This is a genomic window from Larsenimonas rhizosphaerae, from assembly GCF_023700005.1.
Lineage (GTDB): Bacteria > Pseudomonadota > Gammaproteobacteria > Pseudomonadales > Halomonadaceae > Larsenimonas > Larsenimonas rhizosphaerae.
Map to the genome: position 1 here is coordinate 1305916 of NZ_JAMLJK010000001.1, position 15293 is coordinate 1321208.

At 55.1% G+C, this 15293-nt stretch carries 16 protein-coding genes; 13 read left to right on the forward strand and 3 right to left on the reverse strand.

Annotation, left to right across the window (positions count from 1 at the left end):
• The first annotated feature begins 21 nt into the window (after positions 1 to 21).
• The 11 genes from NAT21_RS05855 (at position 22) to NAT21_RS05905 (ending at position 12593) form a co-directional block, all read left to right on the forward strand.
• Positions 22 to 498, forward strand: a complete 477-nt coding sequence (locus NAT21_RS05855) for a chemotaxis protein CheW (protein WP_250936426.1) — start codon at positions 22 to 24, stop codon at positions 496 to 498.
• Between the two features lie 139 nt (positions 499 to 637).
• On the forward strand, positions 638 to 2758 hold the full coding sequence (locus NAT21_RS05860) for a methyl-accepting chemotaxis protein (protein ID WP_250936427.1): 2121 nt from the start codon (positions 638 to 640) through the stop codon (positions 2756 to 2758).
• Between the two features lie 70 nt (positions 2759 to 2828).
• The gene (locus NAT21_RS05865; RefSeq protein WP_250936428.1) at positions 2829 to 3674 is read left to right on the forward strand and encodes a CheR family methyltransferase; all 846 of its coding nucleotides are present in this window, start codon (positions 2829 to 2831) and stop codon (positions 3672 to 3674) included.
• On the forward strand, positions 3671 to 4357 hold the full coding sequence (gene cheD, locus NAT21_RS05870) for a chemoreceptor glutamine deamidase CheD (protein ID WP_250936429.1): 687 nt from the start codon (positions 3671 to 3673) through the stop codon (positions 4355 to 4357). Before NAT21_RS05865 ends, cheD begins: the two co-directional genes overlap by 4 nt.
• Positions 4354 to 5427, forward strand: a complete 1074-nt coding sequence (locus NAT21_RS05875) for a protein-glutamate methylesterase/protein-glutamine glutaminase (protein WP_250936430.1) — start codon at positions 4354 to 4356, stop codon at positions 5425 to 5427. The genes cheD and NAT21_RS05875 overlap by 4 nt, the downstream gene beginning before the upstream one ends.
• A gap of 43 nt (positions 5428 to 5470) precedes the next feature.
• Positions 5471 to 5860 (forward strand): chemotaxis response regulator CheY, encoded by a 390-nt coding sequence (gene cheY, locus NAT21_RS05880; protein ID WP_250936431.1) that lies wholly within the window; start codon positions 5471 to 5473, stop codon positions 5858 to 5860.
• 29 nt (positions 5861 to 5889) lie between these two features.
• Positions 5890 to 6546, forward strand: a complete 657-nt coding sequence (gene cheZ / locus NAT21_RS05885; protein ID WP_250936432.1) for a protein phosphatase CheZ — start codon at positions 5890 to 5892, stop codon at positions 6544 to 6546.
• Between the two features lie 145 nt (positions 6547 to 6691).
• Complete coding sequence (gene flhB, locus NAT21_RS05890) at positions 6692 to 7846, forward strand: flagellar biosynthesis protein FlhB (protein WP_250936433.1); 1155 nt, start codon at positions 6692 to 6694, stop codon at positions 7844 to 7846.
• A complete protein-coding gene (gene flhA, locus NAT21_RS05895; RefSeq protein WP_250936434.1) occupies positions 7843 to 9942 on the forward strand; it encodes a flagellar biosynthesis protein FlhA in 2100 nt (699 codons plus the stop codon). Before flhB ends, flhA begins: the two co-directional genes overlap by 4 nt.
• The gene (gene flhF, locus NAT21_RS05900; protein WP_250936435.1) at positions 9939 to 12149 is read left to right on the forward strand and encodes a flagellar biosynthesis GTPase FlhF; all 2211 of its coding nucleotides are present in this window, start codon (positions 9939 to 9941) and stop codon (positions 12147 to 12149) included. Before flhA ends, flhF begins: the two co-directional genes overlap by 4 nt.
• Before the next feature lie 3 nt (positions 12150 to 12152).
• The gene (locus NAT21_RS05905; RefSeq protein ID WP_250936436.1) at positions 12153 to 12593 is read left to right on the forward strand and encodes a flagellar protein FlhE; all 441 of its coding nucleotides are present in this window, start codon (positions 12153 to 12155) and stop codon (positions 12591 to 12593) included.
• A gap of 15 nt (positions 12594 to 12608) precedes the next feature.
• Here the strand turns inward: NAT21_RS05905 and NAT21_RS05910 are convergent, their stop codons facing one another.
• The 3 genes from NAT21_RS05910 to flgA form a co-directional block, all read right to left on the reverse strand.
• The gene (locus NAT21_RS05910) at positions 12609 to 13106 is read right to left on the reverse strand and encodes a flagella synthesis protein FlgN (RefSeq protein ID WP_250936437.1); all 498 of its coding nucleotides are present in this window, start codon (positions 13104 to 13106) and stop codon (positions 12609 to 12611) included.
• 3 nt (positions 13107 to 13109) lie between these two features.
• Positions 13110 to 13382, reverse strand: a complete 273-nt coding sequence (gene flgM / locus NAT21_RS05915) for a flagellar biosynthesis anti-sigma factor FlgM (RefSeq protein WP_250936438.1) — start codon at positions 13380 to 13382, stop codon at positions 13110 to 13112.
• A 160-nt stretch (positions 13383 to 13542) separates the two neighbouring features.
• Positions 13543 to 14265, reverse strand: coding sequence for a flagellar basal body P-ring formation chaperone FlgA (gene flgA / locus NAT21_RS05920; protein ID WP_250936439.1), 723 nt, complete (start codon positions 14263 to 14265; stop codon positions 13543 to 13545).
• Between the two features lie 195 nt (positions 14266 to 14460).
• On the opposite strand from flgA, the gene flgB reads away from it, so the two are divergent.
• Together flgB and flgC are read left to right on the forward strand one after the other, a co-directional pair.
• On the forward strand, positions 14461 to 14883 hold the full coding sequence (gene flgB, locus NAT21_RS05925; RefSeq protein WP_250936440.1) for a flagellar basal body rod protein FlgB: 423 nt from the start codon (positions 14461 to 14463) through the stop codon (positions 14881 to 14883).
• Between the two features lie 3 nt (positions 14884 to 14886).
• Positions 14887 to 15291, forward strand: coding sequence for a flagellar basal body rod protein FlgC (gene flgC, locus NAT21_RS05930; RefSeq protein ID WP_250936441.1), 405 nt, complete (start codon positions 14887 to 14889; stop codon positions 15289 to 15291).
• The last annotated feature ends 2 nt before the right edge of the window (positions 15292 to 15293 follow it).

The window sequence follows — 15293 nt, forward strand, 5'->3', positions numbered from 1 at the left end:
GGAAGGCTCATGGAAAAAATCATGTCTGATCAACATCATGAAGTAAAGGGCAACGAGTTTCTGGTATTTCGCATCGGTGATGAGGAGTACGGGATAGACATCCTTAAAGTGCAGGAAATTCGCGGGTACGACGGTGTTACCCGGATCGCCAACGCACCTGAGTTCATCAAGGGCGTTACCAACCTGCGTGGCGTTATTGTTCCCATACTGGACTTGCGCATCAAGTTTTCGGTAGGAGAGGTGCTGTACAACCAGCAAACGGTTGTCATCGTATTGAATATCGCCGACCGCGTCGTGGGTGTGGTCGTTGATGGCGTGTCGGATGTACTTACATTGTCTCCTGAACAGATCAGGGATGCCCCGGATTTCGGCACGGCACTGTCTTCCGAGTACATCATGGGGCTGGGCAGCATTGAAGAGCGCATGCTGATCCTGATGGATATCGAAAAAATGATGAGTAGTTCGGAGATGGCGTTGATGGATGAAGTCGCCGCCTGAATCTGGACCCGTTACGTGCTTTTAGAGGCCGCCATGTGCGGCCTTTTTTTATATCAAGAAAATCGCAGCTTCGTCGTTAAACAGTGCAGTCTTTATATATAAAAAAAATAATTCAATCAAACATGTATGAGTAATTAAAATGGATGATGATCGAGCTGCGGCGGGGCAGGAATATACTCTGGAATCCGATGACTATCTGATTTCCAAGACGGATGCGCAGGGCAATATTACCTTTGCCAACCCTGCGTTCATACGCGTCAGTGGGTTTACCAAGGAAGAGTTGCTGGGAGCGCCACATAATCTGGTTCGGCACCCTGACATGCCAAAGGCGGCCTTCGCCAATCTATGGAGCACCCTCAAGGAGGGACGTACCTGGCGAGGTTTTGTCAAGAACAGGCGCAAGGATGGCCGCTATTACTGGGTCAATGCCACTGTCTCGCCGATCCTGATCGAAGGGCGCCTGGCAGGCTATGCCTCGGTGCGTGTCAGGATCAGCGACAGTGACAAGGCCCTTGCGATCAGCACCTACGCTGCTCTCAAACAGGGCAAGGTGCGTGGCATCTATCTGAAGGATGGTGAAATACGCAGACGTGGGATGTCACGGATCATCCAGCGCTTTACAAGGCCATCCATTGCCATGCGGCTGGGGCAGGTTGTCGCCGTGTCACTGCTCGCGACCACCAGTGTCGGTCTGATTGGCTATCAGAGTATTTCAGAGCTGAACCATTCCAATCAGATGCTGTATGACGAAGGGGCATCCGGGATTGCTGAACTTCAGCAGCTGGATCAGATGGTATCCAGTCAAATGCTTGAACTTTCGTCTGCCGCCAAGGCACTGGGGAGCGCAGATCCTGAAAGGGTGGCTGACAGGGCGGAAGAAAAAAACGCTGCCATTCAGCAGGCATGGGAGCGGTTCAAGGCAGACCATGATGGTGAAAAAGTGTCACAGGTGACGCAATCGCTTGAGGCATTAATGGCGCAGGGGCTTGTGCCGCTGGCTGCAGCCTTTCGAGATAATGACATAGTCGAGGCGTATGAGCTGACTAAAAACGACGCATTGAACCGCTTCGACATACCCTTCCACAAAAGCGTCAACGAATTGATAGGACGTCAGGTAGAAGCCGCGTCGCAACTGAATCAACTCGCGCGTGAGCACTTCCAGCAGGCGATCTGGCTGATCGGGTTCTCCATCGTGATCAGCGGCATGGTCATCATTGGGGCTGTCTGGTGGTTGCGGCGCTGGCTGCTTACACCGCTCAATGAAGCGCTTGCCCTGACAGAGCAGATTGGACTGGGCAACCTGACAGTCGATATGGATGCGACAGGGCGTGATGAACTCAGTCAGCTCAAGCAGGCGCTCGGCCGCATGCGCAAGGGGCTGGTAGGTATTCTTCATGATGTGCATCACAGCAGTGACGTCATTGCCCCGGTAGCGCGTGAAATTTCCGAAGCCAATCATGACTTTTCTGCGCGTACCGAACAGCAGGCGGCTTCACTTGAAGAGACATCTTCCGGTATGGAGGAGATGATGGCGACCGTTCAGCAGAATACCGAAAATGCCGACCATGCCAGCAAGCTTGCCGAGACGTCCAGTGTGCTGGTGGACCAGGGAGCAAGCGAAGTCGGTGACGTGGTGCGAACCATGGAGGACATCAACGAGAGCTCCCAGAGGATCGCCGATATCATCGGGATCATCGACTCCATTGCCTTTCAAACCAATCTGCTGGCACTCAACGCCTCGGTGGAGGCCGCACGGGCCGGTGAGCAGGGGCGCGGGTTTGCTGTGGTGGCCGGCGAGGTGCGTAATCTCGCCAGCCGTAGTGCCAGTGCCGCTCAGGATATCAAGGCGCTGATAGAAACCTCTGATGATCGCGTTAAAACCGGTACGGCGCTGGTGAAGAAGGCCGGTCACACCATGGAAGGCATTACGTCCTCCATTCGGCAGGTGACGCAACTGATTCATGAAATTTCCGATGCCTCCAAAGAGCAGCGTGATGGCATAGACCAGATCCGTCAGGCCGTGGTTTCGCTTGACCATACCACGCAGCAGAATGCGGCCATGGCCGAAGAAACACTGGCGTCCTCCGTGTCGATGACAGGCCAGGTCGACGAACTTAATTACGCCATGTCCATTTTCCATATCAAAGGTTTTCAATCTACGCCGATAACTACCTCACAAAAGGGCAATTCCCGTTCATCTAATGCCGGAACGTCGAAAGTGCCCGTTGCGAAATACGGAGAAGCTACCGTATCGCACTAAAACAAGTCCGTGATCACGCCTGGATCACTTTTTGATTCAAGGTATGGCATCGAATAGGGGTGAGGCTATCGTGCAAGCAATCAAGGAAAGCAGGGATCTGGTGTTGACTGACGCCGATTTCGAGCGCGTCAGAAAGCTTATCTACGCACGCGCCGGCATTGCGCTGGCCGAGCACAAGCGAGAAATGGTGTACAGCCGTCTCGCCAAACGGTTGCGGTCCTATGGCATGCAGCGGTTTGTCGATTATCTGGCGATGCTCGAAGCCGATGAAAACAACGATGAGTGGGAGCACTTTACCAATGCGCTTACCACCAACCTGACCTCCTTTTTTCGAGAGTCGCATCACTTTCCGTTGCTGGCCGAGCATGCACGAAAAGCCAACGGCGGCAAATTCAAGGTCTGGTGCAGCGCAGCCTCGACCGGTGAAGAGCCTTACTCCATTGCGATGACGCTGAGAGAGGCCATGGGCAGCGGCAATGCGGCCAGCCTGCTGGCTACGGATATCGATACCAGTGCTCTGGCAAAGGCTCGAGCCGGCGTTTATGCCGACAACCAGGTCAGCAAGATATCTGATGAACAGCTCAAGCGTTTTTTCCAGAAAGGCAAGGGCGCTCGAGCCGGGATGGTGCGGGCGCAGGATAATCTTCGCAGCATGATTACGTTTGAGCAGCTCAATCTTCTGGCGCCGCGCTGGGATATTGAAGGGCCTTTCGATGTGATTTTCTGTCGTAATGTCATGATTTATTTCGACAAGCCAACGCAAGCCAGGATTCTTGAACGCTTTGCAACGTACTTGAAACCGGATGGACTGCTGTTTGCCGGCCATTCGGAAAACTTCAGCTATATCACCAAGGTGTTCAAGCTGCGAGGGCATACCGTTTACGAACTGGCTCAACAGGGCAGGGCATCGGCATGACGCAATCCAGTCGCGAACGCAGCAGCCAGGCATCGGATATAGAGTGTCTGGCGACGCATCACTATTTTGATCGTGAATTCAACGTCAAGGCAATCAAGCTGTTGCCCAACGAGTATTACGTCAGTAACGAGGATATGTTGCTGACCACGGTACTTGGATCCTGTATTGCAGCCTGTATCCGTGATCCGGTAGTCGGGGTGGGGGGCATGAACCACTTCATGCTGCCTGATGAAAGTGGCCCCTCGGTGCAGACCGGCTCTGCCTCCATGCGATACGGCGCATATGCCATGGAAGTTTTGATTAATGCCCTGCTGATGGCAGGGGCCAAACGCGAGCGACTGGAAGCCAAGGTATTTGGTGGCGCAACCGTACTGGCGGACATGAGCGTATCCCGGATCGGTGAACGAAACTCTGAATTCATTCTTCGTTATCTGGAGCTTGAACGGATTCGCGTGCTGGCTCAGGACCTCAAGGACAAGTTTCCACGACGTGTCAATTACCTTCCGCACAGTGGCCAGGTCATGGTGAGACGTCTGAAATCGAGTGATTCCAAATTGCAGAGTCGCGAGAGTTCTCTGGCCAGGAACCTGGCAAAATCCGGGAAGGAAAAGGCACCAGCCATCGAGCTTTTTGACAGCTTGAGTCAAATCAGAAGCAACAGAGCAAAAGGGGTACGGTCTTGAACACTAAAATCAAGGTTCTGTGTGTGGACGATTCGGCGTTGATACGCAGTTTGATCACCGAAATCATCAATAGTCAGCCGGACATGGAGATGGTGGCAGCTGCGCCTGATCCGATCGTTGCCCGTGAGCTGATAAAAAAACATAACCCGGATGTCTTGACGCTTGATGTTGAAATGCCCCGCATGGATGGACTGGATTTTCTCGAGAAGCTGATGCGGCTTCGCCCCATGCCGGTGGTGATGGTGTCCTCGCTGACCGCACGCGGCTCCGAGGTGACCATGCGGGCGCTGGAGCTGGGGGCAGTGGACTTTGTCACGAAGCCGCAGCTGGGGATTCGTGATGGAATGCTTGAATATACAGCGGCCATTTCCGACAAGATACGGGCAGCATCACGTGCCAAGTTGAAACGTCTTGTGCCGCAGTGCAAACAGGGGGCGCCTGTACGGCCGTCGGTGCGTACTCCTTTTCTGTCCAGTGAAAAGCTCTTTATTGTGGGTTCTTCAACCGGGGGGACCGAGGCCATACGCGAATTCCTGATGCCACTGCCGTCCGACAGTCCTGCGGTGGTCATTACCCAGCACATGCCGGCAGGGTTTACGCGCTCCTTTGCTGAACGAATGGACTCCCTGTGTGCCATTACGGTCAAGGAGGCCGAGCACGGCGAGCGTGTGCTGCCGGGCCATGCCTATATAGCTCCTGGCGGTGATGCGCATCTGAAGCTTTCAAGAAGTGGTGCCAACTACGTGGTCGAGCTTGAATACAGCGATCCTGTAAACCGTCATCGTCCTTCCTGTGATGTTTTATTTGATTCAGCTGCTAAAAATGCGGGCAAAAATGCCGTTGGTATCATCCTGACGGGGATGGGAAAGGATGGTGCTGCCGGTCTTCTTAGAATGAAGCAGGCTGGTGCACACACCCTGGCCCAGGATGAAGCAACCTGCGTGGTCTTCGGGATGCCGCGCGAAGCGATTGCTCTGGGGGCTGCCGATGAAATCGTACCTATTACGTCAATGTGCGAACGGGCGATGGCCTGTCTGAACGGGGCCAATCGGCAGAATCTGCGCGTTTAAGGCGCTGATATTGAATTAACCGGTAATTAATCAGGATGACGACATGAGCAATAAAAACATCAAGATTCTGGTAGTGGATGACTTTCCGACCATGCGTCGTATTGTTCGCAACCTTTTGAAGGAACTTGGCTATACCAATGTTGAAGAAGCAGAAGATGGCCAACAGGGGCTTGAAAAGCTCAAGGCCGGTAGTTTCGAATTTGTTGTATCCGACTGGAACATGCCCAACCTTGACGGGCTTGAAATGCTCAAGTGCATCCGGGCTGATGGTGCGCTGTCTCATCTTCCCGTGCTGATGGTTACTGCAGAGGCGAAGAAGGAAAATATCATTGCGGCAGCCCAGGCCGGTGCCAATGGCTATGTCGTTAAACCTTTCACCGCTGCCACGCTCGAAGAAAAGTTGAACAAGATCTTCGAGAAGCTGGGCAAGTAACTGATCAACGCTGAAAGGGGGGATGGGTGATGACAGGTGATACTCAGCGGGCCGCCACACACGAAGATGATGTAATTTCGCAGATAGGTAAACTGACGCGAGTACTGCATGAAAGCATGCGGGATCTGGGGCTCGATCGTGAAGTCGAGAAGGCCGCACAGGCAATCCCCGATGCGCGTGACAGGCTCAACTACATTGCAACGATGACCGAACAGGCTGCTGAGCGCTCGCTTAATGCCATCGATGTCGCGCAGCCGTTGCAGGACAGGATCGAAGAAATAGCGCTTGAGCTCGATGCGCGGTGGGTAAGCTGGTTTGATTCACCCATCGAGCTGGACGATGCCAAGGAGCTGGTCAATGACACGCGGGCCTATCTTCGATGGGTACCCGAGCAGACCAAGGCCACCAACGCGCAGCTGCTTGATATCATGATGGCACAGGATTTTCAGGATCTGACCGGTCAGGTCATCAAGCGAATGGTCGATGTGATCCGTGAAATAGAACAGCAGCTGGTGCAGGTACTGCTGAATAATATCCCCGAGGATACTCGTGCCAAGCTGACGGCCGAAAACGAGGAAAAGACCAGGAACTCGTTGCTCAACGGACCACAGGTCGATACAACCAAGGCCGATGTCGTGGCGGATCAATCTCAGGTCGATGATCTGCTGGATAGTCTGGGGTTCTAGCCATAACCACCCGTCATGCCCTTTCTCCCGCGCGAATTGCAAAACAGCTTGGCGATTCGCGCGTTATTTCATCAATCGTTATTCCCCCCTCTCGTCACAATACATTCCAGCAGGGCTACCGGTTAACACCAACCGAGGTCAGGGAATGGCTGACGACAGCGATCAGGAAAAGACAGAAGAACCCACACCACGAAAACTCGAGAAGGCACGAGAGGATGGTCAGGTAGCACGCTCGCGTGAACTCTCGACCTTCATGATGCTGCTCATTGGTGTGGGTACCTTCTGGATCATGGCCGGCTGGTTTGGTGAGCAGATGACCTCGGTCATGGGCCAGGGCTTCCGGTTTGGTCGTGAAGAAGCCTTTGATACGTCTCGCTTGTTCATTCATATGGTCAATCTGCTCGAAGCAGCAGCGCTGGGCATTGCTCCCATGATGCTGGTGTTGACCATTACTGCTCTGATCGCACCCGCCATGCTGGGCGGATGGCTTTTTTCGACCAAATCCCTGACGCCTGACCTCAAGAAGCTCGATCCCATCAAGGGGCTCAAGCGGGTGTTCTCGACCCAGGCACTTGCAGAGCTCGCCAAGGGGATCGCCAAGGCAGTACTGGTTGGTGCGATTACATCCGGCTTCATTTATTTCTTTCTTGGGCAGCTTCTCGGGCTCGCCAATGAAAGCGGCTTCAGTGGCATTGCCCATTCAATGAAGTTGATTCTGTTGTGCTGCACCCTGATCGTCATGGGGTTTTTGATTGTCGTGGGCATTGATGTGCCTTACCAGATCTGGTCTCACAACAAGAAACTGCGCATGAGCCTGGATGACATCAAAAAAGAGCACAAGGAATCCGAAGGTGACCCGCAGATCAAGGCGCGTATACGCCAGCAGCAGCAGGCCATGGCGCGTAACCGGATGATGAGCAAGGTGCCTACGGCTGACGTCATCGTGACCAACCCGACCCATTATGCGGTGGCTCTAGCCTACAGCGACGACATGGGCGCCCCCACGGTTGTTGCAAAGGGAACCGATCACATTGCAGAGAAGATCAAGGAGCTTGGTCGTGAGAACCGGGTGCCTGTCCTTGAGGCACCACCGCTGGCACGTGCATTGCACTATCACGTGGACCTTGATCGTGAAATCCCGGGGCAGCTTTATGCTGCCGTAGCCGAGGTGCTGGCCTGGGTTTATCAGTTGAAACGTTACAAATCCGAAGGAGGCGACCGCCCCGGCCAACCCACCAATCTGCCGGTGCCAGTTGATATGGATATTCCTTCGATTACCAAAGGTGATGACGCACCATGAATTCCCTGACCTCGCTTCTGGGCCGCGCCGGCCTGCAGAATTCCAGCCAGTTGAAGTTTTTGGCGGGGCCGATTCTGATCATCATGATTCTGTCGATGATGATCCTTCCGCTGCCGCCGTTCATTCTTGATGTGCTTTTTACCTTTAATATTGCGCTGGCCATCATGGTGCTGCTGGTCAGCATGTTCACGACCAAGCCGCTCGAATTTGCTGCCTTTCCCGCCGTTCTGCTGTTTTCAACGCTGTTACGCCTGTCGTTGAACGTGGCATCGACCCGTGTCGTACTGATGAACGGGCATGAGGGAGGAGATGCTGCCGGTGCCGTCATCCAGGCCTTCGGCGAATTCCTGATTGGTGGCAACTTTGCCGTAGGCCTGGTGGTATTCATTATCCTGGTAGTCATCAACTTCATGGTTATTACCAAGGGGGCCGGGCGTATTGCGGAAGTAGGTGCTCGTTTTACCCTCGATGCGATGCCCGGTAAGCAGATGGCCATCGATGCTGACCTTAATGCAGGTCTGATTGACGAATCGACGGCCAAGCAGCGTCGCTCGGAAATTTCCCAGGAAGCAGATTTCTTCGGTTCCATGGATGGTGCGAGCAAGTTTGTTCGGGGAGACGCCGTAGCCGGCATCCTGATCATGGTAATCAACATCATTGGCGGGCTGATCGTAGGGGTGGCGCAGCATGGTCTGGACATGGGCACGGCAGCGCGTACCTACACGCTACTGACCATTGGTGATGGCCTGGTAGCCCAGATTCCCGCACTGGTCATTTCAACCGCTGCGGGTGTGACCGTTTCGCGCGTCAATACCGAGCAGGATGTCGGACAACAGCTGATCGGTCAGCTTTTTACCAATCCACGAGTCATGTTTCTCAGTGCAGCAGTGATGGGGCTTCTCGGGCTGGTGCCGGGCATGCCCAATTTTGTCTTTCTGATGTTTACCGCCGTGCTGGGTGGGATTGGCTGGTATCTGACCAAACAGAATTCGGCGGCCATCGTTCAGGAGGCTGCTGCCCAGCGCAAGACACAGGCGGCTGCCGCATCTGATCCTGAGGCGGGTGAAGCAAGCTGGGACGATGTGCAGATGGTGGATCCGCTCGGTCTTGAAGTAGGGCACCGTCTGATCTCACTGGTCGATGCCCAGCAAAGCGGTGAGCTGCTGAAACGCATCAAGAGTGTTCGCAAGAAGTATGCTCAGGAGATCGGCTTTCTGCCGCCGGTGGTGCATATCCGGGATAACCTCAAGTTTCAGCCTCAGGCTTATCGAATTACCATGAAAGGGGTCGAAATAGGACGAGGAGAGTCCTGGCCGGGCCAGTGGCTTGCCATTGACCCCGGTGAGGCCAGCGGCAAGCTGGAAGGTCGCAAGACCACTGATCCGGCCTTTGGGCTGCCGGCGACCTGGATCAATGACAGTCAGCGCGATCAGGCGCAGATGCTCGGCTATACCGTGGTGGATGCCAGCACGGTGGTGGCTACCCACCTCAATCATCTGATGAGTGAGCATGCCAGTGAAATGCTGGGCCGTCAGGAGGTCCAGAAGCTGCTGGACCGCCTCAGCAAGGAAGATGCCTCGCTGGTTGAAGATGTCGTACCGAAATCGCTCAGCCTCAGTGTGTTGCAGCGGATATTGCAAAATCTGCTGGATGAGGGTGTATCCATTCGGGACATGCGCACGATTCTGGATACGCTGGCCGAGCACACCGTCAATACCAAGGATCCTTCTGAGCTGGTGGCCGCCATCCGCGTTGCGCTTGGCCGCTCGATTACACAGCATTATTTTGCCAATGAAGACCCCATTCGTGTCATGGGGCTTGATGGCCAGCTTGAGCAGATGATGGGGCAGGCCATGAACAATGGTGGCGGGCTTGAACCAGGCCTGGCCGATACGCTGATGCAACAGGTGGCTGAAGCGACGGCCCGGATGGAAGCTCAGGGCCTTCCTGCCGTGATGGTTGTCCAGCATCACCTGCGTACCCTGATGTCCCGCTTTCTACGCCGTCAGATCCGGCAGCTTGTCGTGTTGTCACAGGCTGAAATTCCTGATGATCGCACCGTGCGTATCGAGATCATGATTGGAGGTCGTTCATGAATACCCGACAGTTTTTTGCGCCGACTCACCGTGAAGCCATGCGTCGCCTTCGGGCCGAGCTGGGAAATGAAGCCATGATACTTTCCAGTCGCAACATTGATGGCGGCGTGGAGGTCATTGCGCTGCTTGATTATGAAGAGACGGCGTCAACACCACCGGCGGTAACCACGGGTGATACTCCCTCTGATGTAATGGCGCAGCCTGACTCATCTATGGTGGCAGTGGAGGGGGATGCTCAAAAGATGATGGCATCGCTGCTCAGTGAAATGCAGTCCATGAAAGCCGTGCTGACGGATAAAGGGATGGCTGGAAAGCGTCAAACCATGGTCAGCCCCGAGGACGCCTTTGTACGCTCAGGACTTGGACACGGACTGAGTGAGGCGCTGTGCCGAACGTTATGGACACAGACTGTCGACAAGGCACACCTGAGTTGCGATGAGCGCATGAAGGCAGGCCTGACGGATGTATTGTCAGTCAACCCGCATGATGAATGGCTGACTCGCGGGGGGATCTTCGCATTGGTAGGGCCGACCGGGGTAGGCAAGACGACCACCGTGGCCAAGCTGACGGCTCGTTTTTCATTACGGGGCAGCAAGGACAGTATTGCCTTGATAACAACCGACACTCACCGGGTCGGTGGACGGGAGCAGCTACTGACCTATGGTCGTCTGTTCGGTGTTGAGGCACATGCAGCGAGGTCGCAGGAAGAGCTGGCTGCACTGGTGGAAAGCCTGTCTCACAAGCGACTTATCCTGATTGATACCGTCGGTGTCGGGCAGCGGGATCAGCGAGTGAGCGAGCAGCTTGCCATGCTGCCACTTCAGAATCCGAGGCTCAGGCCCATTCTTGTACTCGACAGCACCCGTCATGGCGATACGCTGGACGATGTTGCCCGTGTCTACCATGAGGCGCTGTCGGCGTTGCCGGGCGGGCGGGTTGCGGACTGCATCCTTTCAAAGACGGACGAGGCCCTGCATATCAGTAGTGCCGTGGATGTTGCCGCACGGCGCCATCTCAACATCCTGTGCCTGACCAACGGCCAGAACATTACCGAGCATTTGAGCTGGTATCGCTCTGACGCGCTGGTGCAATACGTGTTTGCTCCCCGCGAAGAAACTGCGTTCAGTCTGCCTGAAGCCTCACTGGCTTATGGTGGGGGAACGCCTGTATCCGTGCCTGCGCAGTGGGCCGGTCAGTTACTGCGTGAAGGAAAGCGCCTCAACGCCTGTGTTCATTATCTGCGAGATCAGGTCGGCGGTTTCCGAACACTTGAAACCCTGTGGCGCAATGAGCGTGATGCTCAGGCGCTGACCGAACCTGCTGTCCAGCTTCAGGAGTTGACGCAGTCGCCCGCCGCCAGCGGGAGGCTGGACGTGTTCTGGCAGCGCAAGAGCAATAACGTAACCCGGCCGGCGTTCATTTTTGCCGAGGCGAATGAATTGCCCTGCGTGACCTTCCTGCCGCGCAAGGGATTGCCGGTCTCGATGGCCGGCCGCTCGATATGGCTGGGTGATCAGTTGCCGGAGGCGCGCATTCGCCATCACTTTTCTCAGCTGCCGGATGCGACTACCCGGCAGGCACTGGAGCAGTTCGGTGTAGGCTGGCGCGCACTGGTGCGAGGCAATATGAAAATCGAGCATCGTGGTGAGCGCATGACGATGCAGCAGCTGAGTGATGAAATGACCTTCGAGCGGGCAGGGCAGTTCAAGTACAAGGATCAGGAAACCGAGCTTGAGCTGGGCTGGCTGGACGCTTCGGTTGACGGTGCCGGCCCCGCGCAGCGGGTTCATCTGATCATTGCACGTATTGTCGACCCGGTAACGCGAGAGCTGCTGACAAGTCGATATGGTCTTGATCAGGGCGTTCTGTCATCGGCCGAGTACAGCCAGGATCTGGCCTTGTGGATTCAGCGTGTGCTGGCGGTTGAAGCGCAGGCGCCGCTGATGCGAAAGGCGGAAAACGAGCTGGGGCAGGAAACCTTTGCTTCCGACTCGCTGATTCGTTCATTTGCAGCGGCTCAGGCCTCACTGGTGGCCTGGCGACTCAAGAACGATGGCAGTGATGAGGGGCGTATCATGCGCGACCAGGTATTGAAGATTACTCGATCTGGCCGGCAAGCCAGTGCTCAGGGCATGTTGAAGGCAACGCTTAAGCTGTGTGCGATGGTGGATGCGCTGGGGCAGTGTGCGCTGGCAGAGGCATGCTGATCGATGCGGCCCGATAAGTTTCTGATGCGTCGTCTTTCGGGATGCTTCAGCGCCGTCGTGCTTTCGCTGGTTTTCGTTCAGCCTGCCTCGGGCGCCTCGGGCGCATGGGTTGCAGACAGTGCTTCACTGACCATGACCCAGAAGCACTGGTTTTACTACTCCGAGCCGCTTATGGCGCCTGATGACTCCGGAAATCGGATGATTACATCCGTAGGATGGCGATTCGAGGCATCACCTCATCCGGCCTTGCAGGCTGAGCTGTGCAGCACATCACGCACGCGCTGCATTAATCTGGGGAAGGAGCGCGGTCAGACACGAGCCTTCAGGGGATTGCCTGCTTCTGAAGTCATGCAGTTGCGTTTTTCCATGCCGGGGAAAGGGCGGCTACGTAAGGATGTGAATATCAAAAATATACAGGTCATCGTCAATTACCATGAACGATGACCTTGTTCTGGCTGATCAGGCCTGGCCATAGAGGTTTGATCCGCCTCGTGCATGGGTCTGCCCATTACGACCATACAGCGACATGCCCGCAGCGTTATGCAGAAAGCGCAGCGCGCGCTGGTTATAGTCGGCACGTATGCCAAGCTTCAGTCCGTTGGACTGATTGAGCTGACTTGCCTGCACTACCTTGCGTTTAAAATCACTCCACTGACGCCCCAGACCATTGTTATTCATCAGGGTGGTCATTGCCTGTGCATGACGCTTGCCACCTGTGGCCTGGTCCACGATCGTCAGGCGCTTCTGGCTCAGGGATTCAAGCAATTCAGCCTGCGCCGTCTTTTCTTCGGTCAGACGCGTAAACTGCTCGATGTCGGTTGCCTCCACATTATCCAGCACTCGCTGTTCCTGTTGCAGAAGCACGATGAAGTGGTTAAGTGCCTTGTACTCTGCGACAAGCGCCTCAAGCAGCGGTTGGCGCAGAGGATGGCTGTGTGACGATGCAGTGGCGGTCATGGTTTATTTTTCCGAGACAAGTTCCTGAGCACTGGCGATAAGGCCATCCGCAATCTTGCCGGCATCAACTTCAAAACGCCCTTCACGAATGGCCTGCTTGATTTCATCAACACGTGCCGTATTGATGTCCTGCGATGTATCAGCCGCGTTGGACGGCGTGAACCTGGCTGAGGCCGGCTGGCTGACAGCCTGAGTCTGTTCGCTTTCCTTTTTGGCAACGCCACGTGCTTCTGTGGACGGGATGCTGGCAGGAACAACGTTTGAATTGATTTTCATCGTAAATAGCCCTTTGGAGATAATGTCGTGAGTCAGTATGTCTTTGATGTAGGCATTATCGACGTAGACAGGGCCGACTTTATTGGGTTGAGGTGTATTTTCGTATCAAAGTGTTACGATTAACAGCCCTCATGCAACCAGCGAATGAGTAAAGTACCAGCTAGAAATTCACCTGAACCTGATCAGGACCGGAAGCGATGCCTCTCAGGATGGTGCCGCGCGATGTCTTGATGCGAACGGATTCACCACGTGCGGCACCATTCAATGCAATGCCTGCGCTGGTTAAATGAAACCCCTGGCCCCTGGCAATGACGCGTACGTCATGTCCTCGCTTGATCACCTGAGGTGATTTCACCATGGAGGTCAGGATGGGCGTATTCTGGCCAATGCGCCGTGTAGTGATCTGCCCTGTCAAAGTGTCTGCCGAGGTAGCCAGCCGGTTGGACAACGTGGTGAGGTCGCCGCTGACTGCCACAAGATCCCCTGAAGTAATACGGTGTCCCGCATTCAAGGGGCTCCGGGCCACATAATACGTGCCCTGTACGCTTACATCGGCCTGGAAGTAGCGGGTTTCGGGTGGCGAGCCTGGGCACTTTACACCCACCGTGATTCGCCCCCATGGGCGTCCGGCTGTCGGCATGAATGGTGCCGCTACAGGGCAGGGACCCAGCGCGCCATGAGGCATGTGAACCGTTACATTTGCCTGTTCGGTACCCTGCAGGGCCCCCTGTTCCAGCACAAATGCCTTCAACTGCTCTTCAAGCACTGTATCCGGTGATGTCGATGAACCTGCCTGAGCCGTATTCACCACAGACAGGCATAGCCATACAAGGGCTGCTACGGAGAGGCGTACCCATTCTGTCGTTATTTTGACCTGGCGCATGCCCGCAATCTTCATGGCTGGCCCTCGGTAGACGTGCGTATCGAAAAGTTACGCCATCCTATAAAAATTACCATTGGTTACAAATGGTGAAATAAAGCGCTATTAATGGCCTGTTCATCCGATGGCTATTTAAAAGGCTGAGATATTCTGCATCCTGGAAATCAAACTTTCGAATGACTCAATGGGTACGTCGTGATGCTCGACAAACTTAATGATTCGCTCAACTACTTTCAACAGGCGCTTAACCTTCGGGCTCAGCGTCAGGAAGTGTTATCGGCCAATATCGCCAATGCCGACACCCCCGGATTTCAGGCGCGCGATTTCGATTTCAGCAAGGCACTTGAAAAGGCGGTAACCGAGAGTAGCCCCGCTGGTGGTGGTGGCCTTGCGATGGCAAGAACCTCCTCCGCGCATATCCCTGGACAGGGGGCGGGTGCCATGAGTAATCAGACGCTGGCTTACCGGATTCCGGCTCAGCCAAGTCTTGACGGCAATACCGTCGATATGGACATGGAGCGGGTCAACTTTGCCGAGAACGCCGTGCATTACCAGTCCGATCTTCAGATCCTCTCGAGCAAGATCAAGGGTTTAAAAGCTGCCATGCAGCCGGAGCGCTGATAAATGAGCATGTTCAATGTATTCAACATCGCCGGTTCAGCGCTGACTGCCCAGTCCCAGCGCATGAACACCACCGCCAGTAACCTGGCCAATGCCGACAGCGTGGCCGGGCCGGATGGTGAGCCTTACCGGGCCAAGCATGTCCGGTTCGAGCTGGATGCTGCCCCCGGGCAGGCCACTGGAGGCGTGCGCGTTACAGAAGTGCTGGAGGATCAATCGCCGTTTCGACTGGAGTTTGACCCCAAAAGCCCGATGGCTGATGACCAAGGATACGTTCGCAAGCCGAACGTCGACCCGGCAGCCGAGATGGTCAACATGATTTCGGCATCCAAGTCTTACCAGGCCAATGTCGAGGTGCTCAACACCAACAAGTCGCTCATGCTCAAAACGTTGACGCTGGGCGAATAACA

What these genes read in the sequence shown, in the direction of transcription:
- NAT21_RS05855 (WP_250936426.1), top strand. Translation starts at nt 22, where the DNA reads ATGTCTGATCAACATCATGAAGTAAAGGGCAACGAGTTTCTGGTATTT.
- NAT21_RS05860 (WP_250936427.1), top strand. Translation starts at nt 638, where the DNA reads ATGGATGATGATCGAGCTGCGGCGGGGCAGGAATATACTCTGGAATCC.
- cheD (WP_250936429.1), top strand. Translation starts at nt 3,671, where the DNA reads ATGACGCAATCCAGTCGCGAACGCAGCAGCCAGGCATCGGATATAGAG.
- cheY (WP_250936431.1), top strand. Translation starts at nt 5,471, where the DNA reads ATGAGCAATAAAAACATCAAGATTCTGGTAGTGGATGACTTTCCGACC.
- cheZ (WP_250936432.1), top strand. Translation starts at nt 5,890, where the DNA reads ATGACAGGTGATACTCAGCGGGCCGCCACACACGAAGATGATGTAATT.
- flhB (WP_250936433.1), top strand. Translation starts at nt 6,692, where the DNA reads ATGGCTGACGACAGCGATCAGGAAAAGACAGAAGAACCCACACCACGA.
- flhA (WP_250936434.1), top strand. Translation starts at nt 7,843, where the DNA reads ATGAATTCCCTGACCTCGCTTCTGGGCCGCGCCGGCCTGCAGAATTCC.
- flhF (WP_250936435.1), top strand. Translation starts at nt 9,939, where the DNA reads ATGAATACCCGACAGTTTTTTGCGCCGACTCACCGTGAAGCCATGCGT.
- NAT21_RS05905 (WP_250936436.1), top strand. Translation starts at nt 12,153, where the DNA reads ATGCGGCCCGATAAGTTTCTGATGCGTCGTCTTTCGGGATGCTTCAGC.
- NAT21_RS05910 (WP_250936437.1), bottom strand. Translation starts at nt 13,106, where the DNA reads ATGACCGCCACTGCATCGTCACACAGCCATCCTCTGCGCCAACCGCTG.
- flgM (WP_250936438.1), bottom strand. Translation starts at nt 13,382, where the DNA reads ATGAAAATCAATTCAAACGTTGTTCCTGCCAGCATCCCGTCCACAGAA.
- flgA (WP_250936439.1), bottom strand. Translation starts at nt 14,265, where the DNA reads ATGCGCCAGGTCAAAATAACGACAGAATGGGTACGCCTCTCCGTAGCA.
- flgB (WP_250936440.1), top strand. Translation starts at nt 14,461, where the DNA reads ATGCTCGACAAACTTAATGATTCGCTCAACTACTTTCAACAGGCGCTT.
- flgC (WP_250936441.1), top strand. Translation starts at nt 14,887, where the DNA reads ATGAGCATGTTCAATGTATTCAACATCGCCGGTTCAGCGCTGACTGCC.